Consider the following 25,495-nt stretch of genomic DNA (forward strand, 5'->3'; position numbering starts at 1 on the left):
CTGGCGCACACGAGTCGTCTGACACCCATCTTGGCTTGCGCCCCCGGTCCAAGGCCACCGTCGACGGAGACAACACCTCGCGACTCACCGCTCCCGCTCCCCGAGCACATACGCTCCATGACGCGGACCGTGCACAGCGGCGGCTCGGCTTTCGCTGCCGCACCGACTTCGCCGCGGTGCTCGACGCCCTCCGCGAGGACCGGCCTCTGCCCTTCGCGCACGACCCGTCCTACGTCTCGCCCGAGGAGCCGAGCCGGTGAGCGCACCTGCCTGGAACCTGTGGCCGAAGTGGAACCACGTCCGGGTGCCACACGCGTCCCACACCCAAAAAGCCCACCGCGCCCGTGTACACCGGCGCGCCGATTGGGTCGCCGTGGGGATGGGGCGGCTCACGTCGGTCCGAAAGGGTCATTCGCAGAGGCCGCGCGTGATCAGACTCGGAGGAACCAATTGAACTTGCACGCTGACGGCCACGGGCTTCGGGGATGAGGGGAAGGGAAGCTTCCGCACGCGGTCGAGGACGCATGCGCGGACCTCGGCGCTTTGCGTCTGGTCTTCGCCGAGACACGCGTCCGCCGTGCGGCCAGTCCTGCCCATCTTGAGCGACAGCGTGACGCGTCCTCCGAGTGAATCCGGCGGAAGCTTCGCAGCGCAGGAAGCCACCTCCTGCCGGATCTCATCCGAGACGCGGGCAACGGTCGCGGGGTCGTATCGACCGGGCACCGTCCAATAATGCTCGCCATTCTCGCAACGTCCGGGTTCCTCGACGAAGCCATCAGGCTCCCGAGCGTTGACCCATGTCGCGGGGACGTGGTCGTCTCGACCGAGGAAGACACCAAAAACGACCGGGCCCGCTGCGCCATCGGTCCAGTCGAGGACGTCGCGGACGCGATCGAGCGGCACGTCACGTTCCGCCGTGACGATCACCGCGTCAGCGTTCGGGATCATACCGCGAACGACGTGGAGATTCTTCTCATCGATGGTCGTTGCCGGGCCCTCACTGATGCCCTGGTTTGTGGCTATCGAGAAATAGATGGCCTTGTCCGTGACGGAGACAACCGGGACGATGCCGAGGCGAATCCGTTGCGGCAACGGGCTCAGCGCGACGAGCATGGACCCGTTCCCGACGACCCCGAACGGCGTCGCGAGCGCGACACGACCGATGAATGGAGCCGCCTCGTCGAGGTCGATGGGGGCCGTCTTCACGAGCGACGGCGTGAGGTTCGCCTCGAGCCGGTAGCGCCCGTCGGCCCCCGCACGAAGCCCGCAGCGCGCGTCGGAGGCTCGCTCACTCGCCTCGACTTCCGCCGCGCTGGCGACGAGATCACCGAACGTCGCCGCGTCCGGCAACTCACGTGTCCTCGCGGCGCGCGCCGTCGTCGTGGAGGCAGTCGGGCTCGCCATGGAGACCACCGGGCCGCCACCCTCCGAAGCAGGTGTCGGCATTTCTACCCGAGCTCGCTCGAGCGGTGGCGCGGACGTGCCGTGCTCGGTTCTGCATGCGAGCAACGCCGTCAGTGTCCAGGCACTGCGGGTCAAAAGGCGACGCGTCATGCGGCGCGCGCGGTCCAGGGTCGGCACATGTATCATCATGACTCAGGGCTCTACGCGAGATTGAACTCGGACCAAAGCTAGCATAAGGCGGGTTAGCGTTCGAACCCATCGAGGCGTTTCAAAACGCGTCCCGCGACAAGTTCCTCGAACGCGGGGATGGCACCGGGAGGAGGATAGCCCGCGCGACCATCGCCATCGACGCGAACGGATTGCGCCGGAAACAAAGCTACCTCATCGGGATCGTCACACAGAATGGCCAGCCGAAAACCGAGCGGCGCTGTCCACCTCGGGGAGAGCTTTTCTGCCGGCTTGCTCGGGCGCATGGCGAGCCTGGCTCTCGGGCTGGGCGTCGCCTTCGACCAGCAAAGACAGCGCTGACTCGGTCCGCCACCGCCTTGCTCGGTGCGCTTCGAGATGAGCGATACGCCCTGATCTCTCCCACTTACCGGGTGATCGGCGGGTCGACGAGGCTCTCGTAGACAGTCCGAAGTGACCAGGATAGAAGCTCCCGATGATGCCATTTCATGTCGGGATTCGCTCCATGCAGCCGAGGATGCCGCGCCTCCTGTTTGCAAGCGCTGTGGCCATCGTGGTGGGCGCCTGCACACCGTTCGCCACGACCCAGGCGGGGAAGGACTACACGGCAAACTACAACCGGGCCGTGGCAGGTGAGCAGGCCACCGACGCCTTGACACTGCGCGAGGCCTATCGAGCCTCACGCCAGTGTGGCGAAGCCGACTACGCCGTCAGGGAGCACGCTGGTGAGCAGCTGTCCACCGTGAGTGGCCCCCTGACGATGAAGGCCGCCTCCCAGCGGTGCCAGGCCCTCACCCAGCAGCTCCGTCAGAAGCCGATCCAGGGGTGCGGAACTCGCGAATTCACCGTGTTCAGCAAGATCCAGGGGGACGGAACCTGGACCCCTCCTGCTGTCCTCTTCTTCTCCAAGAGCGAAGAGAAATCGTATGTCCCGGTGGCGTGCCCCGAGGTGCCTCCGCCGCCTCCTCCTCCGGTCTCCGAGCCCGGATTCGACAAGGTCGTGGCGGCCCTGCAGGAGAAGTGCGGACCCGAGGCCCAGATCCACATCCCCGGCGAGTGGTCCCTCAGGACGAACGAGAGAGGGGTCGTCGTTCGCCGGGAACGGACGGTCGACTGCTTCGTCAAGGGCACTCGTTCGGATTGGTGGCTCGAGCCTTGATGGCAAGAGACGCGCTCCTCTCCTCCCATGGGACATCCGGGCCGGCGTGGTGGCAGGCCCCCCTCGGCGGCGTCGCACCCCGGACTTAAACACCCAGCGCGCGTCCAGCATCAGGCCGTCGATCAGCGCCGCCGGACGCAGCGACGGCGCCTGCTCGGCCGCTCGCGCGATGCAGCGCGCGTCGGCGATCGCCGCCATCCGGTTGGTGCGAGGAGCGTCGACCACCGCGCGGTAGGCGAGCGCCTCGGCCTGCGCGCGCCGCCCGAGCAGCCGCGGCCCGCGCGCACGAGCGCACCGCCTCCCACGATGAGCAGTGCCCCGAAGAGCAGGAAGCCGATGTCCCAGGCCCGCTGTCCCTCCCCCGGGTGCACGTGGTGGATGCCGAGGAGCTGATGGTCGATGAGTCCCTCCACCACGTTGAACGCGCCCCAACCGATGGACAGCGAGCCCAGGAAGGTGCGCGTCGACCAGGGCACCTCGGGGCGCTGGCCCGCGCGCCACAACATGCCCAGGCCAATCGCCGTCATCAGCCAGGTGAAGGCGTGGAACAGGCCGTCCCAGAACATGTTGATCTTCATCGGCACCAGTTCCGTGGGCGGCAGCCGCGACGAGAGCATGTTGTGCCACTGGAGGATCTGGTGCAGGAGGATTCCGTCGACGAAGCCGCCCATCCCCGTGCCGAGCAACACGCCCGCCGAGATGAGCGCTCCTTGATGCCGTGCCTCACCCGCCATGCTCCTGCCCTCTCCCTCCACTCGGCCCCCATCCCTCCTATACGCAAAAAACATTTGAGAGCTTGGACGGCGTTCGGCGTTCGAAGGCAGCGGAGATGGCTGGTCAAGTGACAATCAAAGCGGAGATCCTTGGGTCCGGTGGGAATCCCAAGACCGTGATCGACGCGAGCACGAATTCAAGTCTTCAGCGATGGCTGAGCACGCTGAAACAGACTCTGTCTGGTTCATCAGCTCCGCCAATTCTCGTGCGGCCGGGGACAAGAGGCACACCGAGTCCAGGCGTCACGGTAGAGTAGCAGGTGTGGGAGGCAACCTGTGATTTCAAACTTGAAAAGTAGAAACGCGCTCTCCGCCATCAATGCCGTCTTGGTCTTGGCGAGGAGCATGGCTCATGAGGGGAGGAGTGGTGATGTCGCCGCGGTGCTGGACGTTGCGGAGTACCTGCCGATGCTGATGCTGGAGCCCGCCGATCGAACGGAGGAATTTCGTAATCAGCTGGCCGATCTAGCTCAGCGCGACTCGGCATTCGCGCTCGCCCTCGCCCGTTTCGATTCGACAGAGTGAGCTGCACGCAGACCACGCGTTGTTCCCGGGAGTCCGTCTCGCTGGAGTGGCCCCCGCGCTCGCGTCAGGACAGCTCGTCGCCGTCCTGCGCGAGCACGTGGGGGAACTAGGGCTGGGGCGTCGCCAGGTCGGGCAGCATGGGCACGCGGCGCGCGCCGGGGCCGTTGGGCGTGGCGGCGCTGTTGTTCGTCACCCGCCGCAGCAGCGAGCGCAGCTTCGCCGCGTCCTTGCGGAGGTTGGCCGCGAAGGTCGAGGGCGCCGTCGGCTCCACGTAGAAGGTCACCGCCCCCACTGTCGCGTCCGTCACGTAGGCGCCGTGGTCCTGGAGCGCCTGCGCCACCATCTTCCCGTCCGCCGTCAGCCCCTGCGCGTTGATGTCCACGGAGGGCGGAATGGCGAAGTACGCCCCCATGGGGACGTTGCCCTTGTAGTTCCACTCGCTGTTCCAATCCTGCTCGGTGGCGGGCCAGACGTAGCCCTTCGCGGTGCCGTAGCCCTTGGAGTCGTAGCCGCTGGACCCGCCGCTGTAATAGAGCTGCGCGCGGTCCACGGCCAGGGCGATGGCGTGCTGAATCTTCCCCGTGTACTTCGGGTGCGTGGGCGTCGTCTCCCACGCGCGGATGAGGCCGCCCACCGCGGCGCCGCCGTAGGCGCGCACGCCGTTCTGCGGGCCCAGGCCGCTGCCGTAGAGGTCAATCTTGTGGTGGCGCCCCACGGTGTACGCCGTGGTCGACTGGCGCGTGGTGGCCCAGGCCTCGTCGATGTACGTCCGCGAGGGGTTGACCACGTGCATGTGCTTGTCGCTGCCGTTGGCGATGGTCGCGGTGGCGGGCACGTTGTAGGTGCCGTTGCGCGACGAGTCGTTGAAGTCCGACACCGTCGCCAACGGGTCCGTGGTGGACGCGAAGCTGATGGGGTGCGAGTACTCGTTCCAGTTGGCCCAGGCGTTGATGGTCCGGTTGTCGAACCAGGTGGCGAGGAAGTCGCGCGTCGCCGGGTCCGTGGTGCTCGCGTACACCGCTTCCTGGCCGATGGGCAGGTTCCACACCGAGTTCGAGGTGAAGGGCTGCAGTGTGGCGTCACGCGTGCCCTGCGTGTAGACCTTGAACTCGTCGAAGCGCGCGAGGTTGTCCTGGCTCGCGAGCAGGCCGACGCGGGTGGCGTACTGGTGCGAGGCGTCGTTGACGCCTCCCTTGTGCACGCCGTTGATGTACACGTCGATGCGGGTGCCGGACGTGCGCACCTCGAGCACGTCCCCCGCGACGGGCGCCTGCTCGATCTGCAGCGGGAAGTACTGCGTGTAGCCCTCGTACTTCGTGAGGAAGTACTTCCGCGCGCCGAGGTCCGTCGCCAGCTTCCAGCAGTTGCCGCGGTCGACGTGGCGGAAGGTGAGGCCGGAGAACTCGCCCAGCGCGGCCAGCGTCACCATCACCCGGACGTTCGCGCTGCCGGGCACCGTGGCGTAATGGTCCATCCAGGTGCCGTCGTCCTTGGAGAGGTACGCGCGGCCCGACATGATGCCCCAGGCGCTGCCCCAATAGGGATTCGGGGTCCACGCGTGCACGCCCTGCTCGAGGCTGTACAGGCGGGAGTCGTGGTTGGCCCGGGTGAACGAGTCATACAGGTTGGCGTCCGAGGCGCCCTGCTCCTGGGTCATCACGGGCTCCTCCCGCGTGTCGTCCAGGGGCGGCTCGCCACAAGCCGACCCCAGCCACAGCATGGGGAACAACGCCGGGAGGAGGGCGGCACGCGCCGCCCGCTGAGTGCGTCCAGAGGTGCTCTTCATCATCGCTTCTCCTTGTTGCCGCGACTGGGAACTCCAGCGCGGCCGACAAGAGTACAGGTGAAGAATGTAATTCATGAAACATCAGAATTCAATGAATTTTCAATATTCCAGCGGCTGGGGGGCCGGGGATGATGTCCGGCGATGTCGGGGTCGACGTCACCCCTCGCGCTGGCGCGGCAACACCCGAGACTGGACACCGGCTGGTCCTGTCCGCCTCAACCCCTCCCAGCACTCCACCCCTGCCGTGCCTTCATTTCGGCTGACTACTTGAGTCAGCTTCTCGCGACAACTCCGTTGACACTCACGATCGAAACCCGGTTCAGCATCGCAAGCTGGCGCGCGGGGATGAAATGGCTTGCGCCGCCTGGCTGGGTGCCGATCGCGCATTGACGCGCCTCGCGCGGCGACCGGCTCGGGTCCGAAGCCATGTCGCGCGTTCCAAGATCGCCGTCACATGAAAGCGGCTTATAACATCAAACACTTTATTCCTTTGCTGGCCCGGTCGGTGTATAATGTGCCGTCCGACCTGCCCCGGCTGCCCTGGCGACGGGCGGAAGCGCCTTGAGCGACGGTCAGGCTGGCCGGTTGCTGGCGGTGCACACAAGCGCGGCGGCTGCATGGCGCGCAACAATATGGAGGGAATGTCATGCGAAGGATCATGAACGAGATGATCAGGCGAATGGGGATTCGGCGCGGTTTCGCCCGCGCACTCGTCCGGGTGACGTGGCTGGCGGCGGGGCTGGCGCTGATCGGCATGACGGGCTCCGCCGCGCAGGCGCAAACGCTGCTCACCGCCTATGCCAAATATCCGCGCATCCGCCTGTTGCCGAGCGGTGAGCTGATCGCGTCGGTCCTCGCGTTCGACGGCGGGGTCGAGAAGGTGAAGATCTTCTCCAGCACCAACAACGGCGCTTCTTTCACCCATGTCGGCACGATCAACGACGCGAATTTCACCGCGCTCGGATCGAGCAGCCCCAGCCTGTTCTACGTGGAGCAGCAGGTGGGCACCGCGCTGCCGAAGGGGACGCTGATCCTGGGGATCGTGGTCGACAAGAAGGAATGCACTTCATGTCGCGCCAGGATCAATATCTACAAGAGCACCGACACGGGCCGGAGCTGGACCTTCCTGAGCGAAGCGGTTCGCTCCGCCACCTCCGGTGGCCTGTGGGAGCCCGATTTCTCGCTGGCCAAAGACGGGTCCATCGTGATGCATTACGCAGACGAGAGCAGCCCCTGCTGCGACCAGAAGCTGGTGCGGCGGCGCACCTCTAATGGCGTCGAGTGGGTGGGCCATAGCAATACGGTCGCCCTCGGCACATCGTCCAAGGATTATCGGCGGCCCGGCATGCCGGTGGTGTCGAAGCTGAACAACGGCAACTACCTCCTGACCTACGAGATCTGCGGCGCGGGCCACAACTGCGACCATTACTACAAGATCTCTTCCGACGGCTGGGACTATGGCGCGACCGACACCGAAGGCACACGGATGCAGGATGCGCTCGGGCGCTATTTCACCAACACGCCCGTGAACAAGGTGCTGCCGGGCGGAGCGATCCTGTGGATCGGACAGTATCTTCGGGTGCAGAATGGCAACGCCTCCAACAATAACGGGCTGACCATCTTCAAGAGCGCGAACGGCAGTCCCAACGGGCCCTGGACGGAAATTCCGGCGCCGGTCACGCTGCCCAATCCCGTCACCGACGGTTGCGAGGGCTTCACGCCGGGGCTGCAATGGGTGAATGGCGGCGCCACCCTGGTGCAGTTGCAAACCCGCGCCGAGAACGGCACCTGCAACGTCTATTTCGGCACCGGCCCCACCAACTGAGGGCGCTCACCATAACCAGGAATTCGATTCTTCCGGCGCGTCCCCCCCAGAAGGAAGCACGCATGCCCCCCACTTCGAGAACCCGGCGCCTTTCGCCCATTCCCGTGCCGTTACTGTTGCTACTCTCGAGTCTTCTCCCCGGGCTTCTTCCCATGGCGAGCGCGGCCACGGGGGATGGCTCCCCGAGCGATCCGAACATCGTGTATGTCGGACGTTGGGACAAAGGCAACGCGAGCGTCTATCGCAGCAATTGGTCGGGAGCCTACTTCCGGGTCGACTTCACCGGCACGAGCGTGAAGCTGCGGCTGGCCGCGGCTGCCCACGTCTATGTCAGCATCGACGGTGGCGCCGAAGCCAGCTACCCCGGTGCCACCGGGACGATCAACCTGACGCCCACCGCGTTGGCCTCGGGACGCCACACCCTGCGGGTCGCCAGCCGGGAGCAGGATCTCATTCAGTTCCAGGGGTTGGTGCTCGACGGCGGCGCGAGCACCCTGGCGCCCGTCCCCCGCGCGAAGCGGCTCGAGTTCATCGGAGACTCCATCACCGCGGGGTGCTGCGCATTGAGCCAGGGCGCGTTGAGTGACTACGCCTGGCTGGTGGGCGAGTTCCTCAACGCGGACCACACCCGCGTCGCCTATTCCGGCATCTGCTTGGAGAATGTCTCCTCCTGTAAGGGAGGCATCGGGATGAGCCGGCAATACTTCAAACTCCAGACGGTGGAATACCCGTCCTCTCCCGACTGGAACTTCAGCCAGTACCAGCCCGACGCGGTGGTGATCAATCTCGGCACCAATGACCAGCACTTCGGGGTCTCCGATGCCGCGTTCCAGAGCACCTACACCACGTTCCTCCAGAACGTCCGGGCCCGCAATCCCAATGCCTTCATCTTCGTGCTGCGCACCTTTGGTGGATTCAAGGTCGCGCCCACCCAGGCGGCGGTGAGCGCCCGGGTCGCCGCGGGGGACAAGAAGCTGTACTACGTGGACACGGCGGGCTGGGTGACGGTGGGCACCTCGGATTACTCCGACACCGTGCACCCCTCCAACAGTGGCCACCTGAAGATCGCCCGCTTCCTGGCGCCCTTCATTTCCAAGACCGCTCGTTGGGAGAGCCCCTTCGCGGATGACTTCAATGATGGCAACGCCACGGGCTGGCAGGCCTATGGAGGAGCCTGGTCCGTCGTCAATGGACAGCTCGCCGTCGGGGCCGATGCGGGCGCCAAGGCTCTCGCGTCCGGCTCCCTGTTCTCCAACTTCACGTACGACGCCGACATCACTCCCGGCCCGTCCGGCAACCCCGGGCTGCTGTTCCGCGCCAGCCGTCCGACCACGGGGGTGGATTCCTATCAGGGCTACTACGTGGGCATCGATGGCAACCAGGTGCGCCTGGGCAAGGCCAACAGTGGCGCGTGGACGCAGCTCGCGGTCGCGGCCCTGCCATCCATGACGGGCACGTCCCGGCACCTACGCGTCGTGGCCGTGGGCTCCTTGCTCGAGGTCTATGTCGACGACCTCGCGACCCCCAAGCTCTCGGTGACGGATGGCTCCTATGTGTCCGGTGCCATCGGCGTGCGGACCTACCAGTCCCAGGCGAGGTTCGACAACCTGTCGGTCCGCGCCTTCTCCCGCTTCGAGTCCCTGATCCAGGGCTCCTTCATACGGCATCGTAAGGCGCGGGGACGCATCGATCACAGCCTCCTCACGGCGGAGGACGCGGAGTGGAGGGTCCTCCCCGGACTGGCGAACGCCTCGGCCTTGTCGCTGGAGTCCACCAACTTCCCGGGCTACTTCCTGCGGCATCGCAACGGCGAGGTGTGGCTGGACCTCGATGATGGCTCCAGCCTGTTCAAGGCGGATGCGACCTGGTGGAGACGGGCGGGACAGGCCAACAGCGCGCTCATCTCCTTCGAGTCCTTCAACTTCCCGGGCTACTTCCTGCGTCACCGCGAGGGTCTGCTCTACTTGAATGGGCTTTCCACGAGCACGGATCGGAGCGACGCGACCTTCCGTGAGTGAGTGAGCGGCGGAGCGGTTCTTCCACCCTCCGGAAGGATTCATCCAGAATCATCCTCGCGCCCCTACTTCACGGCCTGTTCGAGCCTCGACCGCGAGGATTCCGGCGAGGGCCTTCCGTGCCTCAGAGCACGGGCGGGACGACGCCTCGCGGCAGGGTGTCCTCGCGGCCCGCGCGCACGAGCGAGCCACCTCCCACGATGAGCAGTGCCCCGAAGAGCAGGAAGCCGATGTCCCAGGCCAACTGTCCCTCTCCGGGGTGCACGTGGTGGATGCCGAGGAGCTGATGGTCGATGAGTCCCTCCACCACGTTGAACGCGCCCCAGCCGATGGACAGCGAGCCCAGGAAGGTGCGCGTCGACCAGGGCACCTCGGGGCGCTGGCCCGCGCGCCACAACAGGCCCAGGCCAATCGCCGTCATCAGCCAGGTGAAGGCGTGGAACAGGCCGTCCCAGAACATGTTGATCTTCATCGGCACCAGTTCCGTGGGCGGCAGCCGCGACGAGAGCATGTTGTGCCACTGGAGGATCTGGTGCAGGAGGATTCCGTCGACGAAGCCACCCATCCCGGTGCCGAGCAACACGCCCGCCGAGATGAGCGCGCCTTGATGCCGTGCTTCACCCGCCATGGTCTTCTCCTTGCCGCCCCGTCAGGCCCACTCGGTACAGCAGCGCGCTGAGAAAGCCGATGAGCAGGAAGGGCACGCACACCATCACCAGCGCGTCCACGAACCCGACCTCGACAATCGCGCGCCGCACCACCCGGCTGGTGGGGCAATCCGGACAGGCGGACGCGATCGTCGTCACCACGAAGCTCCCCCAGGCCGCGAGGGGAGGAAGTGAGCGCAGTCTCATGCCGCCCAAGCTAGAGCCTCCCCACTTCGAACCTCCGGCGAACTGGAGCCGAACGTCTGGGAGTGTCCAGTCGCGGGCCTACCGCCGCTCGCGCACCTTCAGGATTCGTCGGGCAGTGAGCCCCCGGTCATCCGAGACGACGATCTCATGCGTCCCCTCGGAGGGCGCCCACCACACCCGCTCGTCCGCTCGCGCCGAGGCCAGGAACTCCCCGTCCACGAACCACGCCAGCTCGCGGTCTTCCTCCGACTCGGCCTCCAGCGGCACCTCCTGTTGATCCGCCGGGAGGCCGGGAATCAACAGCGTCACCTGCCCCGCTCCGGGCGAGATGATCTGCGGAGCCCGCCGCGCGCCGCCGGGCTCGCACCCGGGCGCGAAGGCGGGAGGCTGGGGCAACAGCCGGTGCTGCTCGTCCAGCCACCGCCGGACGCTCGCCGGCCAGGAGAGGAACACCCTCATCTCGGTGCGCCGCCCGGCCCGGCACGCCGGACTCACCGCCAGCCCCGTGGCCACCTCCACCTCCACCTGCTGGTGATAGGGACAGACCGCCGTGGGCACGTGGCTGCGCTCGGCGTACACGAGCTTGCGCTGGGTACAGGCCTCGGTGGGCAGGTGGCCCGACCAGGCGCAGACCTCCACCTGGGTGAGATCCGGGGGCACGGCCAGATCGGGATCCTCGGTGCGGCCTCGGGGCGCGAGCCCCTCGAGGATGTCGAACAGCAGGGGCCCCGACGTCTCCGCCCCCACCAGGTGCACGCTGGGCGAGTTGTCGAAGTTGCCCGTCCACACCACCGCGGTGTGCCGAGGCCCGGAGCCGGCCGCCCACGCGTCGCGGTGGCCGAAGCTCGTCCCCGTCTTCCAGTGCACCTGGGAGGGCAGCCCCGTGAGCTGGCGCCGCGCCGGGAAGTCCGGTCGGTCCCTCAAGGACAGCGCGCGCCGGGTGAGCCACGCCGCCCCGCGCGAGAAGAGCTCCTGGGCCTCCCCGGGCGCGTCCTCTGCCAGCACCCTCAGGGGCCGCGCCTGGCCGTTCTCGGCGAGCGCCAGGTAGAGGCCCGCCACCTCCAGGGGCGTGAGCTCGATGCCGCCCACCGACGCGGACAGGCCGTAATGCCCCGGCTCCGGATTCAAACTCGTCACGCCCGCGAGCCGCAGCGTGCCGAGGAAGCGCTCCACCCCGAGTTGCTGCAACAACTTCACGAAGGGCAGGTTGAGCGACTGCGACAGCGCGCTCTCCAGCCGCACGAGCCCCTGGAACTTCCCATCGAAGTTGCGCGGCGCGTAGGTGCCATACGCGGCCGGGATGTCGGCCACGCGCTGCTCGGGCCCGGCCAGCCCCTCGTCGATGGCCAGGGCATAGATGAAGGGCTTGAGCGCCGAGCCGGGTGAGCGCGCCGTCGCGAAGCCCGGAATCTGTCCGCCATGCGCGGTGTCGAAGAAGTCGAGGCTGCCCACCAGGGCGACCACCTCGGCGCGCTCCCGGTCCACCACCACCGCCGCGCCGTTGTGGATGGCCTGGGCACGAAGCCCGGGAGCGGCCTCGCGCATCACCCGCTCCGTCAGCCGCTGCGAGCCCGCGTCCAACGTCGTGCGCAGCACGAGCTGTCCCGGCCGCTGGGCGCGCAACCACGCCGCCGCATGGGGCGCCTCGCGCGGAAAGGGCATGAGACGCGACGGCAGGGGCGTGGCACGCACCTCCGCCAGCACGGCCTCGGGCGTCACCCGCGCCTCGGGCGACCCGAGCGGCAGTGCCCCGGCGTCGAGCAACCGGCTCGCCACCGAGTCCCGCGCCGCCTGGAGCCGCGCCACGTTCGCCGGAGAGGGAAAACGCCGGTTGGGGTTCTGCGGCACCGCCAGGAGCGTGGCCATCTCCGCCGCGCTCAGGTGAGTGGCCCGGTGGCCGAAGTACGCCAGCGCCGCCGCCTCCACCCCTTCCATGTTGCGCCCATAGGGCACGAACTGAAGATAGGCCGAGAGGATCTCCCGCTTGGACAGCCGCAGCTCGAGCTGGGCGGCGCGCAGGGACTCGACGAGCTTGGACGAGAAGGTGCGCGGCCGGGGCTCGAGCACCCGCACCAGTTGCAGGGTCAACGTGGAGGCGCCGGACACCCGCCGCCCCCGGAGCACGTTCGTCATCGCCGCGCGCACCACCGCCAGGGGATCCACCCCGGGGTGCCACGCGAAGCGCTTGTCCTCCAGCGCCAGCAGGGCCTGGACATAGGCCGGGTCCACCTCCTCCAACACGGTGGGGACCCGCCAGCGCTCGTCCGGCGCCAGGAAGACGTGCGCCACCGTGCCGTCCCGGTACTCCACCACCACCGAGTGCTGCTCGAGGAGGCGCTCGGGCAGCGGCACCCACCACGCCGCGGCGAGCGCGGCGAGCAGGAGGGACAGCACGGCGAGAGCCCCCTGGAGGGCCCTCTTCCTGGAGGGACGCGGAGCCATCAGAGCAGGAAGTCCGCCCAGGGTCCGGAGATGAGCACCGAGCCACCCGCCTCGCGCGCCCAGATGCGGGGGTCGTACATCGCCTCCGCCTCCACGGGGGGCAGCGTGAACGCACCGGACGTCACGGCGCGCACCGCGTACACCACCGTCTTCGACTCGCCCGCGTTGAGCGCGCCGAACACCTCCACGCGGTCATCCCGGAGGTTCACGTAGTCCGCGGCCCACTGGTTGTCCGCGGAGGCCCACTCCACCGAGCCTCCCCGTCCCAGCCGCGCGTTCTCGATCTCCCAGCCCGCGGGCAGCCGGTCCACCAGGGCGATGTTCTGGATGCGCTCGCCCGAGTTGTTCTTGATGATCACCTCCACGTAGACGAGGTCCGCCAGGTTCATCTGGCCGCCCTTCACGTCGAGCACGTTGCCCTCGAGGTTGCGGTACTGGCGCGTCAGGGAGAGCCCCTGGCCCCCGGTGCGGTACACGCCGTCCGCGCGCACGCCGTCGCTGGCGAGCACCAGGTACAGCTTGCCCTCGCCCTTCTCCGGGACCTTGAGCGTGAGGCCCTTGCGCTCGCTCGCGCGCACCAGCGCCCACGTCCGGTCGCTCGCGCGCTGCTTCGTGCCCACCTGGGGCGCCAGCTCCTTGCCCTCCGCGGTGAGCACCGGCGGCGAGAACGAGGAGGCCGCGCCCGCCACGCGCTTGCCCAGGCCGGTGATGCCCCAGACCAGCTCCTGCGTGGTGTAGTACTCGCTGCGCTCGTGCTGGAGCGCCTCGGCCACGCGCTGCGCGAGCGGCTCGCCGGCGGCGTCATTGCCGAACAGATCCTGGAACGTGCTCAGCATGAGGCCGCGCCGACGCCGGTCCGAGTAGAAGGACCAGGAGTTCCACCGCTCCTCGGTCACGGCCGAGACGTCGGGGTTGCGCAGGTCCTTCTCGTAGCGGCGATCTCCGGCCAGGTACAGCGCGGCCTTGAGGAGGTAGTCCTGCTCGGCGCGCTGGTTGGCGCTGTAGAACTTCCGGCTGCCCAGCTCGTCGATGAGCTTCTGCACGCGCGCCTTCTGGCCCTTGCCCGCGAGCGCCAGCACGTATTGCACGTAGGCCTCCGAGCCGTCGTCGTAGCCGTAGTGGTTGAGCCGCTCGGGGTGCTTGGCGGCTTCCGTCATCCACTTGATCGCGTCATCGAGCCGGTCCTGCGGCACCTCGTACTTGCGCTTCTGCGCGTCCAGCAGCATGTGCGTGGCGTAGGCCGTGCCCCAGGCGACGGGCTCGGACTGGCCCGGCCAGTAGGCGAAGCCACCCGAGGACGTCTGCATGGAGAAGACGCGCCGGATGCCCGAGAGCACCATGTCCTCCACCTTGGCGTTGGCCGTGAGGCTCGGATCCACGCTGTCGACGAACTCGGAGACATAGAGCAGCGGCCGGGTGGAGGACGTCGTCTGCTCGATGCAGCCGTAGGGGTAGCGCACGAGATAGGACAGGTGCTGGAAGGACTGGGCGTAGGGGTTGGTGGTCACCCAGAACGAGGAGCGCTCGCTCGTGGGCAGCCAGCCCTGGAGCAGGGGCGCCAGGTCCAACGTGCCCGCCGCCAGTTCAATGCGCTGCACCTTGCGCTCGCGAGGACCCGAGGGGAGGAAGGGTACGTCGAGCTGCTCGAACGAGGTATGCCCCCCGCCCTCGGCCGTCACCTTGAGGCGCGCGGCGCCCACCGCCTGCACCGCCTTGCCCTGGAAGACGAACGTGCCCGCCTTGCCGTTCTCCAGCCGCATCCGGCCCTCGCTCTTGCCGAGCAGTTGCAGGGGCGAGGCCTGCGCGCCGGCGGGCATGGCCATGCCGGGCACCGGGAGGTTCTCCGCGGACAGGGACACCTTCACGTCCTGCGCCTTGCCGGACAGGTTGGTGACGAAGACGGGGATTTGAATCTCGTCGCCCTGGCTGAGGAAGCGCGGCAGCGTGGTCTGGAGCACGAGCGGATCGCGCACGAGCACCTGCTTGCTGGCGTGGCCGATGCGCTTGGGGCCGCTCGTCACCACCATGACGCGCACCGCGCCGCGGTACTGGGGCAGCTGGAAGGGGACGCGCAGCTTGCCGGAGGCCGGCACCGGCAGCACGCCACTCCACAGGGCCACGGGCTTGACGGGCTGCACCCGGCCCGAGGCGCCTCCGTCACCGTCACCGCCCGTGGAGCGGCTGGCGCCCGCGGGAGGGATGAGCAGCGTCCATCCGAGCGTCTCGTAGGTCTGCACGCCCAGGGCGCGCTTCTTGAACAGCTCGGTGATCGGATCCGGGCTCTCGAAGCGCGTGAGCGAGAGGATGCCCTCGTCCACCACCGCCACGGTGGCGAAGGTGTTCGGCTCCACCGCGCCCAGCTCCAGCTCCACCGGCAGGGAGTCGTTGGAGCGCACCTCGCCGGGGACCTTCAGGGTGACGGCCTGGGTGTAGTCCACCGGCGTCACCTTCACGCTGGCCACACCGAAGGCGCGGTCCGGCATGAAGGCCTGGGCGGACTCCAGATGGGGGTCCTTCACCAGGAAGGCGCTGACGTACACGTTGGGCGCGAAGGCCGAGGGCGTGAAGCTCCACGTCGCCTCGCCCGGCTCCACGGCCTTCCACTCGGCGGCCTGCACGCCGTCGGTCTCGGCGGTGAAGAGGATGCGGCCGCGGTAGGGCACCTTCACCTTCACGGCGAGCGCCTCGCCCACCTTGGCGGCGGCGGGCAGCTCCAGCACGAGCGAGGTGGGCCGGGCCGGACGCGGCGTCTGATCCACCCGCGAGGCCCCACCCCACCAGGCGTAGCGGCCCTGGCCCTCCAGTTGGAGATCCGTCTGCGCGGCGCCGGAGCGCACCCGCACCACGTAGCCCGCGGAGTCCGTGGAGGGCGTCACCTGGACGGTGAACTTGCCGCCCTCGGGCTTCACGGTGGCGCGGCCCTCGCGCACGGCGCGCAGGTGGCGCTGGTAGCGCTCCTCACCCGACTCCTCGTCGTAGAAGTAGCCGTACTCCTCGTCCAGCCGCAGGTACTCCACCTCGAGCGGCTTGATCTGCTGGCCATACGGCGCGCCCTGCCAGTCCACCACCACGCCGGAGACGCTGAAGGGCTGACCGGCGCGCACCTTCTGCACGTTGGCCTGGAGGCCCACGTAGTAGGCCTCGGGATGCACGGGCACGCTGGCCGAGCCCACCGTGGAGCGGCCACTGCCGGCCTCGAAGACGCTCGCCAGGGCCACCAACTGCGCGGGGCCCTTGAAGCCGCCCACGGACTGCTGCGCCGGGCAGCGCACGAGCACCTGGCCCTTGTCATCCAGCTCGCCCTTCACCTGCCCGAGCACGCTGCCCTTGGCCTCGGACTCCTCCGGGCGCCACACGCCATAGGCGTACTGGCCGTTCTCCTTGGGGCGGAAGACGGACGGCTCCAGGCGGCACGTCACCTCCACGGGGCTGCCCTCGGCCGAGCCACCGAAGAGGTAGGCGGCCTGAACCGTCACCGGCACCTCCTGGCCCTGCACGTACCCGGGCTTGTCCGCCTGGGCCGTCACCTTCATGCGCTCGGGGACGAACTCCTCCACGTTGAGGCCGTAGGTGGCCACCTGCTTGTCGCCCACGCTGAGCACCACGCGGTAGGCGCCCGTGTCCTGGTAGGCCTCGAAGGGCACGTCCAGCGACACCAGGCCCGCCTCGTTCGTCTTGAGCGTCAGCTTGCGCAAGTCGCGCTCGCGCGGGTCCACCACCTTGAGCTCCACGGGCACGCCCGCTGGCGGCGCCACGTCCTCCTGGGTGCGCAGCAGCGCGACGACGTGGGCGGTGTCACCCGGGCGGTACACGCCCCGGTCCGAGTACAGCGCGGCGCGGTAGGGCTGCTGCGCGCGGTACGGCTCGCCCTGCACGTCCGAGTTGGCGATGTCCGTCTGGAGCTCGCTGTACTTGAGGTAGGTGAACTCCTCGCCCTTGCGCGCGAACAGGGCGAAGGGCTCGGCGGTGTCCACGGTGTCCACCGGCACCGAGAGCTTGCAGCCCTCCGCGCCTCCGGTGGTGCAGCGGGCCACGACCTGGCCGCTCTTCTTCACGAGCGACACCTCGACGCCCGACAGCGGCTCGGTGTTCTCCATGCCCAGCGCCCACGCCCACACTTCCTCCTTGGCGTTGGAACCCTTGGGGGCCAGGCCGCGCTTGGCCACGAGGCTCAGGTCCGTGAGGAGGATGCGGGAGGCGGCCGACTTGGCGCCGCCCTGGGCGGTGATCTCCACGAGCCCGCGGGTGGTGGCGGGCACGAGCGAGCCCACGTCCAGCCAGGTGGTGGCCAGGCTGTCCTGGGGGCCCTGCACGGGCAGCGACTTGCGCGCGATGATGTTGGAGGTGCGCTCGTTGGCGGCCTCGCGCTCGTCATCGCTCATCCAGAAGAGGAGGTTTTCCTGGGGGACGTGGCGCACCACGAGCTCCACCGCGTCCAGGTTGAGGTGGTTGAGGGGGAGGTTGCGCCAGGCGGAGCGCGGCAGGTAGCGGCCGGTGGAGCCGAAGCTCAACTGGGCGCTGCGCGCGGAGATGGAGAAGGACTTCTCGTAGGTGGACAGCAACGTGCCGCCCGCGTTCGAGGTGGCGCCCGCGTCGATCGTCATCGCGTAGGTGCCGCGCTTGAAGTCGCCGAGGATGCGGAAGCCCCAGCGCGAGGCAGACACGGAGAAGGCCACGGGCGGACTGAAATGGATGGTGTCCGCGGCCGAGTCCTCGTCGAGGCTGCAACGGTCGCCCGTGTTGCCGTAGTAGTAGTACTCCTCCTCGCCCTCCTCCTCGCTGGGCGCATCCTCGCCGGCGCGCTCGCGGCAGCGCACCTCGATGTAGTGCCCGGTGGTGCCCTCCTGGACATAGGCGCTGGTGATGTCCAGGCGCTTGCCCACGTGCAGCGAGAACGAGCCGGAGCCCGCGGCGGCCGGAGCGCTCTTGGAGCCCGAGGGCAACAGGCCCGCCTTGAGGGAGAAGCCCACCTCGGCGCCGGGGCGGAGGCTCGCGCCGCCGAGGGTGGCGGTGACGGTGTGGGGGTTGTTGGGCTGGGAGCGCAGCTTCACGTCGGACAGGGCCTTGCCGTCCACGGAGAAGGAGGCGAGGCGGCGCACGTTGTTCACGTCCACGGGACCGGAGAAGACGAGGTCCACCTCCACCTTGCCCTTGCGCGCATCCACCTGCCGGGGCGCCAGGCGCAGGAAGGCGAAGGCGGGCGTGGTGAAGGTGCGGCTCCACTTCCCGGAGGCGGAGGGCTTGAGGACGGTGCCGTCCTGCAGCTCCAGCGCGTCGAGCGAGACGGTATAGGAGGTGTTGAAGGCGAGCGGCTTCTGGGGGGTGAAGACGAGCGTGGAGGGGCCCTTGAAGCTGAGCAGGCCGGGCACGCTGGGCTCGACGGTGACGACGGTGCCCTTGCGGACCTCCTGGTCATCGGGCCGCACGGCGCGGGGGAATTCGATCACCACCTCGCGCGGCAGCATGCCCTGGGGGCCGAGCTCATAGAGGGTGGGCAGGAGGGACTGCGCGGTGGGCGCGGGGCTGGACGGGGAGGCCGGGCCCGGAGCTCCGGGAGTGGGGCTCGTCGTGGAGGGGGGCGGGGCCTGGGGCTCGTCCTTCTTGCAGGCGGAGAGCGTGCTCACGAGCAGCGCCGCCAGCAACCAGCGCGAGCTGCCCGCGCGGGGTGGAAGAGGCTTGGGGACGGACTGCGGATTCATGGTTTCTCCGAGAGGGGTGCGGCGAGTGATTCACGCGGCATGCCAGGGGGGCCGCGTGGGGGGAGCTGAGAGGAATGGAAGGGAAGAACCGGGGCCCGAGCGCGTCCCCAGCGCGGCCGAGCGCCCACACGGTGGCCAGCGAGCCACGGACACATCCGGAAGCCAGGCTGGACGGGTGAGACCTGTGGGCAACCCTAGGAGGGCATCCGGGCGGCGGTCAATGACGCCCCCTGGCGCCACCCCACGGCCCGCGGCGCGGTGGGGCCCGGCTCCAAGGACCGCGCGGCCCGCCGGAGGGCCTGGGGAGGTTGTCCGAACAGCCGGATGAAGACCCGGCGCATCCGCTCCGGATCCGAGAAGCCAGCATCGACCTGTCCCATGCCGTCCTCGACGAGACCTATCTGGCGGCGATCCGCCGGCTGGCCTCCACGGCGCGCGATGTCACGTCCGTGTGCTCGGGCTCGTTGATCCTCGGCGCCGCGGGGCCGCTCGAGGGGCGGCGCGCGGCCTGCCACTGGCTCATGCGCGAGAGCCTGACCCTCTTCGGCGCCATCCCGGATCCGGGCCGCGTGGTGCGCGACGGCAACATCCTGACGGGCGGCGGGGTGACGGCGGGAATCGACTTCGCGCTGACGCTCGCGGCGGAGCTGGCCGGGCAGGCCGTCGCACAGACGCTCCAGGTCGGCGTGGAAGACGCGCCCGAGCCGCCCTTCAACGCCGGGCGGCCCGAGACGGCGCCCGCGGAGTGCGTGGCCTTCGTGCGGAGCATGGAGCCGCCCGAGCACCGTGCCTGGCTCCAGCGCGCGGCGGAGAGACTCCACCCAGGCCCGTCCCGCCTGAAGCGAGTTAAGGTGCGCGGCCCATGTCCCTGCCCATCCGGCTGGTGTTGATGCGCCCGCGCAACGCGGAGAACCTGGGGGCCGCCGCGCGGGCCCTGAAGAACTGCGGCCTGGCCGAGTGGACCTGGGTGAACCCCGAGGCGGAGGACCTCGCCCCCGCACGCCGGCTCGCCGTGCACGCCGAGGACGTGCTGGAGGGCTCGGGCCGAGCGGACTCGCTCGACGCGGCGGTGGCGGACTGCGTGTGGGTGGTGGGCACCAGCTCGCGCAAGGTGGAGGGCAAGCGGCGCCTGTCCCCGCGCGCCGTGGGCGAGGAGCTGGTGCGGCGCGCCGCCCAGGGCCCCGTGGCGCTCGTCTTCGGGGACGAGCGCAGTGGCCTCACCAACGCCGAGGTCGAGCGCTGTCACGATCTGTCCGCCGTGCCCACCGCGCCCGAGCAGCCCTCCATCAACCTCGCCCAGGCGGTGCTGCTCTACGCCTACGAAATCCGCATGGCCAGCCTCGCGGCCGCGCCGCCGCCGCCCGCGCCCCTGCCCGTGGCCGCCACGGACACCGAGCTGACCCAGGTGGAGTCCGCCCTGGAGGCGGCGCTCGTCTCCGGCGGCTTCCTCGTGGACGCGCACACCCGGGGCCGCCCCGCCCTGCGCGAGCTGTTCGCGCCCCTGCGCCGCTCCCGCCTCACTCATAAGGAGGCACGGCTGTGGCTCGCCGCCCTGCACACCCTGACCAAGCGGCTGCGATAGCCCAGGCGGCCAGCCATCCGCCGTGAGGCCCCCTCCCCCACCCTCCGGAGGGAGGTGCCCGAAAGGAGCGCTCCACCCGGCGCGGTCCCCGCTTCCGCCCGCGTCCCTACATTGAGGGGACATTCCATCGCGGAAAGGAGCGAACCATGAGTCACCAGCCCGATGAACGAAGGGCCGTGAGGAACGGACCCCAGGACGCCACGGAGAACGCCCCCTCGAAGGACGCGGCCTCGCGGGGTGACCACGCGCGCACGCCCCAGTCCGCGGAGGGACTCGACGGCGAGGAGCGCCAGGTGCCCCAGGGCGAGCCGGGCCCCACGCCGGGCTCGGCCGAGGGTGAGGACTTCGACGAGGAGTAGTCCTCGCGGCACCGAGGCGCCGCCGCTACAGTGGCCCGCTCGCCATGTCCCGAAAACCCCCGCCCCGCCGCACCGCGCCGTCCCTCGCCAAGAACGCCAACCCGGGGCGCTGGGAGGGCAAGGCCAAGCCGGACTGGCTCTCCCGGGCCATCGCCCGCGCGGGGGTGATGCCCCAGGACGAGGCCCAGGAGGCCATCCAGGCCGGCCGGGTGACGGTGAACGGCCGGGTCGTCAAACAGCCCCTGGCCCCCGTGCCCCCCGGAGCGACGGTGCGCGTGGACGGCGCGGCCCTGCCCACGGCGGCGCCCACCCGGGTGCTCGCCTTCCACAAGCCCGCGGAGTTGCTCACCTCCACCGTGGGCCAGCACCGCGTGGGCACCGTCTACGAGGTGCTCCTGCCCCAACTGCCGCCGGACCTGGCCCGCTTCACCTGGCACGCGGTGGGGCGGCTGGACCGGGGCACCACGGGCCTCTTGCTCTTCACCAATGACGAGAAGCTCGTGGCGCACGTGACGTCCCCCGACACCCGCCTGCCCAAGCGCTACGTGGCCACCGTCTTCAGCGAGGCGGACGAGGAGAAGGTGGAGCCGCTGCGCCAGGGCCTGAAGCTGGAGGATGGGCCGGTGCGCCCGGCGACGGTGAAGCTGCGCGACGCGCACACGGTGGAGGTGACCGTCACCGAGGGCCGCAACCACCAGGTCAAGCGGATGCTCGGCGCGGTGGGACTGCCCGTGCGCGCCCTTCACCGCGAGGCGGTGGGCGGCGTGCAACTGGACGTGGCCGAGAGCGGCTACCGGCTGCTCACCGACGCGGAAATCGCCGAGGGCCTGCGCTACCCGCCTCCCGACGCCCCGGGGTAGGACACGGGCCCCCGCCACCCCGCCCGTCCCCTGGACGGCCCCCGGCGCCCGGGTGGGGAGGCCGAAGTTTTCCCGTCACCGGGCCGTTACACCCCCCGATGTAGGCATCCCGCCTCCAGCAGCTACCTGGCCCTGGGGGGCTTCCCCTCGGGCCCGAGAGGGAGTAGACGGCTGCCCGGCTCCATGCCGAATTGGCTGGAAACTCAAAGCTTCGGGAAGTAAGGGCGCCCCCTGCCCTGTTCCCGCTGGACTTTCAATCAGCACAAGAAGAAGGACCGACTCACGTGGCCTCCCAAGTTCCCATCGAAAAGGTTCGCAACATCGGTATCTCCGCCCACATCGACTCGGGCAAGACGACGCTCTCCGAGCGCATCCTCTTCTACACGGGCCGCATCCACGAGATTCACGAGGTTCGTGGCAAGGACGGCGTGGGCGCGAAGATGGACTCGATGGACCTGGAGCGTGAGAAGGGCATCACGATCCAGTCCGCCGCCACCTACGCCATGTGGGGCGAGTACAACATCAACCTGATCGACACCCCGGGACACGTCGACTTCACCATCGAGGTGGAGCGCGCCCTGCGTGTGCTCGACGGCGCCATCCTGGTGCTCTGCTCGGTGTCCGGCGTGCAGTCCCAGTCCATCACGGTGGACCGGCAGATGAAGCGCTACAAGGTTCCGCGCATCGCGTTCGTCAACAAGATGGACCGCGCGGGTGCCAACTATCAGCGCGTGGCCGCTCAGCTGAAGGAGAAGCTGAACCACCACCCGGTGCGCCTGCAGCTGCCCATCGGCGCCGAGGAGAAATTTCACGGCCTCATCGACCTCATCCAGATGAAGGCGTTCTACTTCGACGGTGAGTCCGGCGAGAACATCCGTGAGGAGGAGATCCCCGCCGAGCTGCTCGAGCAGGCCAAGGCGGACCGCCAGGAGATGATCGAGAAGGTCGCCGAGGTCGACGACGCGCTCGGTGAGCTCTTCCTGTCCGACAGCGCCATCACCAACGAGCAGATCAGCGCCGCGGTGCGCCGCGCCACCATCGCCCTGAAGATGACGCCGGTCATGTGCGGCTCGGCCTACAAGAACAAGGGCGTGCAACTGCTGCTCAACGCCATCTGCGCCTACCTGCCCAACCCCGCCGAGGTCACCAACGAGGCGCTGGACCAGAAGAACAACGAGGCGAAGGTCATCCTCGAGTCCAACGCGGACAAGCCGTTCGTGGGTCTGGCGTTCAAGCTGGAAGATGGCCGCTACGGTCAGCTGACCTACATGCGCGTCTACCAGGGCAAGGTGAGCAAGGGCGACTTCATCTTCAACCAGGCCAACCAGAAGAAGGTCAAGGTCCCGCGCATCGTTCGCATGCACTCGAACGAGATGAACGACATCAACGAGGGCTACGCCGGCGACATCATCGCCCTGTTCGGCGTGGAGTGCGCCTCGGGCGACACGTTCACCGACGGCACCGTGCAGTACACGATGACGTCCATGTTCGTGCCGGACGCGGTCATCTCGCTCGCCGTCTCCCCCAAGAGCCGCGACGCCCAGGCCAACTTCTCCAAGGCCCTCAACCGCTTCACCAAGGAAGACCCTACCTTCCGCGTGAACCGCGACGAGGAGTCCGGTCAGACCATCATCCGCGGCATGGGTGAGCTGCACCTGGAGATCTACATCGAGCGCATGAAGCGCGAGTACAACTGCGAGGTGGTGGCCGGTAAGCCCCAGGTGGCCTACCGCGAGACCATCTCCCAGAAGGGCGAGTTCGCCTACACGCACAAGAAGCAGACCGGTGGTTCGGGTCAGTTCGCGCGCGTGTGCGGCTACGTCGAGCCCCTGCCCTCCGACGCGGTGCAGCAGTACGAGTTCGTGGATGACGTCGTGGGCGGTTCCATCCCCCGCGAGTTCATCCCCGCGTGCGACAAGGGCTTCGCCGAGGCGGTGAAGAAGGGCTCGCTCATCGGCTTCCCCGTCGTGGGCATCCGCGTCGTCATCAACGACGGCGCGTTCCACGCGGTGGACTCGTCCGAAATGGCGTTCAAGACCGCCGCCATCATGGGCTTCCGCGAGGGTTACGCGGCCGCCAAGCCCATCATCCTCGAGCCGATGATGAAGGTGGAAGTCAGCGCGCCCGAGGACTTCCAGGGCTCGGTGGTCGGTCAGATCAACCAGCGCCGTGGCACCATCCTCGAGTCCGGTACGGCCGAGGGCTACGTGACGGTGGTGGCCGAGGTGCCGCTGAACACCATGTTCGGCTACTCCACGGACCTGCGCTCCGCCACCCAGGGCAAGGGCGAGTACACGATGGAGTTCTCCAAGTACACGCCGGTGCCCCGCAACGAGGCCGAGGCCCTCATGGCCGCGTACAAGGAAAAGCTGGCGGCCGAGCAGGCCGCGCGCAAGTAATACTCCGCGCGCCATGGCCTGACAGATCAGGCTGTTGAAGGAAGGCGCCTCCCCCGGAGGCGCCTTCTTTGTTTTTTCCCGGGTCCGGCGGGCGCACCGCCTGGTTCGCCCGGACCCTCCGGGGACATTCCCCCCATTCTCGAGAATCCATGACTTTCGAAGACCTGAAGCTCGCCGAACCCCTGCTGCGCGCCGTGAAGGAAGAGGGCTACAGCACGCCCACCCCCATCCAGCAGCAGGCCATCCCCTACGTGCTCGAGGGCAAGGACGTCCTCGGCTGCGCGCAGACGGGCACTGGCAAGACGGCGGCGTTCACCCTCCCCATCCTCCAGCGGCTCTCCGTGGGCCGCCCCCCTCCGCCCGCGCGGGGCCGTCCCATCCGCGCGCTCGTGCTCAGCCCCACGCGTGAGCTCGCCGCGCAGATTGGCGACAGCGTGCGCGCCTACGGCCGCTACACCGGCCTCAACTCCGCCGTCATCTTCGGCGGCGTGGGCCAGAACGCCCAGGAGCAGACGCTCCGCCAGGGCGTGGACATCCTCGTGGCCACCCCCGGCCGCCTGCTGGATCTCATGAACCAGGGCTTCGTGTCCTACAAGGCGCTCGAGGTGTTCGTCCTCGACGAGGCGGACCGGATGCTCGACATGGGCTTCATCCATGACGTCAAGCGCGTCATCGCCGCGCTGCCCCGGCCCCGCCAGACGCTGTTCTTCTCGGCCACCATGCCCCCGGAGATCCAGGGCCTGGCCAACAGCATCCTGGTCAAGCCCGTGCGCGTGGAGGTGGCCCCGGTGTCCACCACGGCGGAGACCATCGATCAGCGGCTGTACTTCGTGGAGAAGGAGCAGAAGCGCGGCCTGCTCGTGCACCTGCTCAACAGCGATCAGGGCATTCAGCGCGCGCTCGTCTTCACGCGCACCAAGCACGGCGCCAACCGCGTCGCGCGGCACCTGGAGTCCGCGGGCATCGGCGCCGAGCCCATCCACGGCAACAAGAGCCAGAACGCGCGCGAGCGGGCGCTGGCGGCCTTCAAGTCCGGCGCGTGCCGGGTGCTGGTGGCCACGGACATCGCCGCGCGGGGCATCGACATCGACGGGATTTCGCACGTCATCAACTTCGATCTGCCCAACATCCCCGAGACGTACGTGCACCGCATCGGCCGCACGGGCCGCGCGGGCGCCGCGGGCATCGCCCTGTCCTTCTGCGACACCGAGGAGCGCGCGTACCTCAAGGACATCGAGCGCACCATCCGCCGGCGCGTGCCGGTGGTGGAGGCCGGGGTGCACCGCTCCGCCCTGGTGTCCCCGCCCGAGTCGGACGAGCGTCCGCCCCGGCGCGACTCCCCTCCCCGCCAGCAGGCCCGGCCCGTGTCGTCGGGAGGCGGCTCGCGCCCCAACAGCCCCCCCCGGGGTGAGCGCGGCGCGGACAACCGCAATGGCGGCGGCCGGGGTGGTGGCCGCCGGGGTGGACGAGGCGGCGGTGGCGGCGGTGGCCGGAGCCAGGAGACGCGTTCTCCTCTCCGCAACGACCGGCCCCAGCAGGCCCAGCCGGAGCAGCGTCCCGCCGCGCCTTCCGCCACTTCTCAGAGGCCACGCCCCTCCAAGTGGTTGTAGAAGCACCCGCGACGAGA

Annotated in this window: 18 protein-coding genes; 11 read left to right on the forward strand and 7 right to left on the reverse strand. The window is 68.9% G+C overall.

The annotated features are described in order from the left end of the window. A partial coding sequence (locus D187_RS57215) for a hypothetical protein (protein ID WP_043432495.1) occupies positions 1-260 on the forward strand: 260 nt, incomplete at its 5' end. A gap of 148 nt (positions 261-408) precedes the next feature. Here the strand turns inward: D187_RS57215 and D187_RS32165 are convergent. After that, positions 409-1,593, reverse strand: coding sequence for a hypothetical protein (locus D187_RS32165; RefSeq protein WP_155893735.1), 1,185 nt, complete (start codon positions 1,591-1,593; stop codon positions 409-411). A 502-nt stretch (positions 1,594-2,095) separates the two neighbouring features. Between D187_RS32165 and D187_RS32170 the strand changes: the two genes are divergently transcribed. Then, positions 2,096-2,749, forward strand: a complete 654-nt coding sequence (locus D187_RS32170; protein ID WP_155893737.1) for a hypothetical protein — start codon at positions 2,096-2,098, stop codon at positions 2,747-2,749. A 122-nt stretch (positions 2,750-2,871) separates the two neighbouring features. On the opposite strand, the gene D187_RS32175 is transcribed toward D187_RS32170, so the two are convergent. Continuing rightward, positions 2,872-3,483 (reverse strand): DUF2243 domain-containing protein, encoded by a 612-nt coding sequence (locus D187_RS32175; RefSeq protein ID WP_245591875.1) that lies wholly within the window; start codon positions 3,481-3,483, stop codon positions 2,872-2,874. 315 nt (positions 3,484-3,798) lie between these two features. On the opposite strand from D187_RS32175, the gene D187_RS32180 reads away from it, so the two are divergent. After that, positions 3,799-4,047 (forward strand): hypothetical protein, encoded by a 249-nt coding sequence (locus tag D187_RS32180; protein ID WP_043432498.1) that lies wholly within the window; start codon positions 3,799-3,801, stop codon positions 4,045-4,047. 106 nt (positions 4,048-4,153) lie between these two features. Here D187_RS32180 and D187_RS32185 read toward each other — a convergent pair whose 3' ends face one another. Then, a complete protein-coding gene (locus tag D187_RS32185; protein WP_002627900.1) occupies positions 4,154-5,836 on the reverse strand; it encodes a type 2 periplasmic-binding domain-containing protein in 1,683 nt (560 codons plus the stop codon). A gap of 655 nt (positions 5,837-6,491) precedes the next feature. Here D187_RS32185 and D187_RS32190 point away from each other — a divergent pair. Both D187_RS32190 and D187_RS32195 read left to right on the forward strand, forming a co-directional pair. Further along, a complete protein-coding gene (locus D187_RS32190; RefSeq protein WP_155893739.1) occupies positions 6,492-7,658 on the forward strand; it encodes a glycoside hydrolase family protein in 1,167 nt (388 codons plus the stop codon). Between the two features lie 152 nt (positions 7,659-7,810). Then, on the forward strand, positions 7,811-9,676 hold the full coding sequence (locus D187_RS32195; RefSeq protein ID WP_245591876.1) for an AbfB domain-containing protein: 1,866 nt from the start codon (positions 7,811-7,813) through the stop codon (positions 9,674-9,676). Between the two features lie 121 nt (positions 9,677-9,797). Here the strand turns inward: D187_RS32195 and D187_RS32200 are convergent, their stop codons facing one another. The 4 genes from D187_RS32200 to D187_RS32215 form a co-directional block, all read right to left on the reverse strand. Beyond that, on the reverse strand, positions 9,798-10,301 hold the full coding sequence (locus D187_RS32200) for a DUF2243 domain-containing protein (protein WP_002627904.1): 504 nt from the start codon (positions 10,299-10,301) through the stop codon (positions 9,798-9,800). Next, positions 10,291-10,527, reverse strand: a complete 237-nt coding sequence (locus D187_RS32205) for a hypothetical protein (protein ID WP_043432502.1) — start codon at positions 10,525-10,527, stop codon at positions 10,291-10,293. Before D187_RS32205 ends, D187_RS32200 begins: the two co-directional genes overlap by 11 nt. Before the next feature lie 78 nt (positions 10,528-10,605). Further along, complete coding sequence (gene pbpC, locus D187_RS32210; RefSeq protein ID WP_002627906.1) at positions 10,606-12,969, reverse strand: penicillin-binding protein 1C; 2,364 nt, start codon at positions 12,967-12,969, stop codon at positions 10,606-10,608. Then, the gene (locus D187_RS32215; RefSeq protein ID WP_002627907.1) at positions 12,969-18,668 is read right to left on the reverse strand and encodes an Ig-like domain-containing alpha-2-macroglobulin family protein; all 5,700 of its coding nucleotides are present in this window, start codon (positions 18,666-18,668) and stop codon (positions 12,969-12,971) included. The genes pbpC and D187_RS32215 overlap by 1 nt, the downstream gene beginning before the upstream one ends. A 308-nt stretch (positions 18,669-18,976) precedes the next feature. Here D187_RS32215 and D187_RS52845 point away from each other — a divergent pair, with 308 nt between their 5' ends. The 6 genes from D187_RS52845 (at position 18,977) to D187_RS32245 (ending at position 25,478) form a co-directional block, all read left to right on the forward strand. Beyond that, positions 18,977-19,558, forward strand: coding sequence for a DJ-1/PfpI family protein (locus tag D187_RS52845; protein WP_002627908.1), 582 nt, complete (start codon positions 18,977-18,979; stop codon positions 19,556-19,558). Continuing rightward, positions 19,531-20,250, forward strand: coding sequence for an RNA methyltransferase (locus tag D187_RS32225; RefSeq protein WP_002627909.1), 720 nt, complete (start codon positions 19,531-19,533; stop codon positions 20,248-20,250). The genes D187_RS52845 and D187_RS32225 overlap by 28 nt, the downstream gene beginning before the upstream one ends. A 146-nt stretch (positions 20,251-20,396) precedes the next feature. Beyond that, complete coding sequence (locus D187_RS32230; RefSeq protein WP_245591877.1) at positions 20,397-20,609, forward strand: hypothetical protein; 213 nt, start codon at positions 20,397-20,399, stop codon at positions 20,607-20,609. Between the two features lie 44 nt (positions 20,610-20,653). Continuing rightward, complete coding sequence (locus tag D187_RS32235) at positions 20,654-21,469, forward strand: pseudouridine synthase (RefSeq protein WP_002627911.1); 816 nt, start codon at positions 20,654-20,656, stop codon at positions 21,467-21,469. 284 nt (positions 21,470-21,753) lie between these two features. After that, positions 21,754-23,868, forward strand: coding sequence for an elongation factor G (gene fusA / locus D187_RS32240; protein ID WP_002627912.1), 2,115 nt, complete (start codon positions 21,754-21,756; stop codon positions 23,866-23,868). A 149-nt stretch (positions 23,869-24,017) separates the two neighbouring features. After that, complete coding sequence (locus D187_RS32245) at positions 24,018-25,478, forward strand: DEAD/DEAH box helicase (protein WP_002627913.1); 1,461 nt, start codon at positions 24,018-24,020, stop codon at positions 25,476-25,478. Positions 25,479-25,495: the final 17 nt, after the last annotated feature.

Source organism: Cystobacter fuscus DSM 2262, from assembly GCF_000335475.2.
Classification (GTDB): Bacteria; Myxococcota; Myxococcia; order Myxococcales; family Myxococcaceae; genus Cystobacter; species Cystobacter fuscus.

Coding starts and splice junctions, on each gene's coding strand:
- D187_RS32165 (WP_155893735.1), bottom strand. CDS start 1,593: ATGATGATACATGTGCCGACCCTGGACCGCGCGCGCCGCATGACGCGT.
- D187_RS32170 (WP_155893737.1), top strand. CDS start 2,096: ATGCAGCCGAGGATGCCGCGCCTCCTGTTTGCAAGCGCTGTGGCCATC.
- D187_RS32175 (WP_245591875.1), bottom strand. CDS start 3,483: ATGGCGGGTGAGGCACGGCATCAAGGAGCGCTCATCTCGGCGGGCGTG.
- D187_RS32185 (WP_002627900.1), bottom strand. CDS start 5,836: ATGATGAAGAGCACCTCTGGACGCACTCAGCGGGCGGCGCGTGCCGCC.
- D187_RS32190 (WP_155893739.1), top strand. CDS start 6,492: ATGAACGAGATGATCAGGCGAATGGGGATTCGGCGCGGTTTCGCCCGC.
- D187_RS32195 (WP_245591876.1), top strand. CDS start 7,811: ATGGCGAGCGCGGCCACGGGGGATGGCTCCCCGAGCGATCCGAACATC.
- D187_RS32200 (WP_002627904.1), bottom strand. CDS start 10,301: ATGGCGGGTGAAGCACGGCATCAAGGCGCGCTCATCTCGGCGGGCGTG.
- D187_RS32205 (WP_043432502.1), bottom strand. CDS start 10,527: ATGAGACTGCGCTCACTTCCTCCCCTCGCGGCCTGGGGGAGCTTCGTG.
- pbpC (WP_002627906.1), bottom strand. CDS start 12,969: ATGGCTCCGCGTCCCTCCAGGAAGAGGGCCCTCCAGGGGGCTCTCGCC.
- D187_RS32215 (WP_002627907.1), bottom strand. CDS start 18,668: ATGAATCCGCAGTCCGTCCCCAAGCCTCTTCCACCCCGCGCGGGCAGC.
- D187_RS32225 (WP_002627909.1), top strand. CDS start 19,531: ATGTCCCTGCCCATCCGGCTGGTGTTGATGCGCCCGCGCAACGCGGAG.
- D187_RS32230 (WP_245591877.1), top strand. CDS start 20,397: ATGAGTCACCAGCCCGATGAACGAAGGGCCGTGAGGAACGGACCCCAG.
- D187_RS32235 (WP_002627911.1), top strand. CDS start 20,654: ATGTCCCGAAAACCCCCGCCCCGCCGCACCGCGCCGTCCCTCGCCAAG.
- D187_RS32245 (WP_002627913.1), top strand. CDS start 24,018: ATGACTTTCGAAGACCTGAAGCTCGCCGAACCCCTGCTGCGCGCCGTG.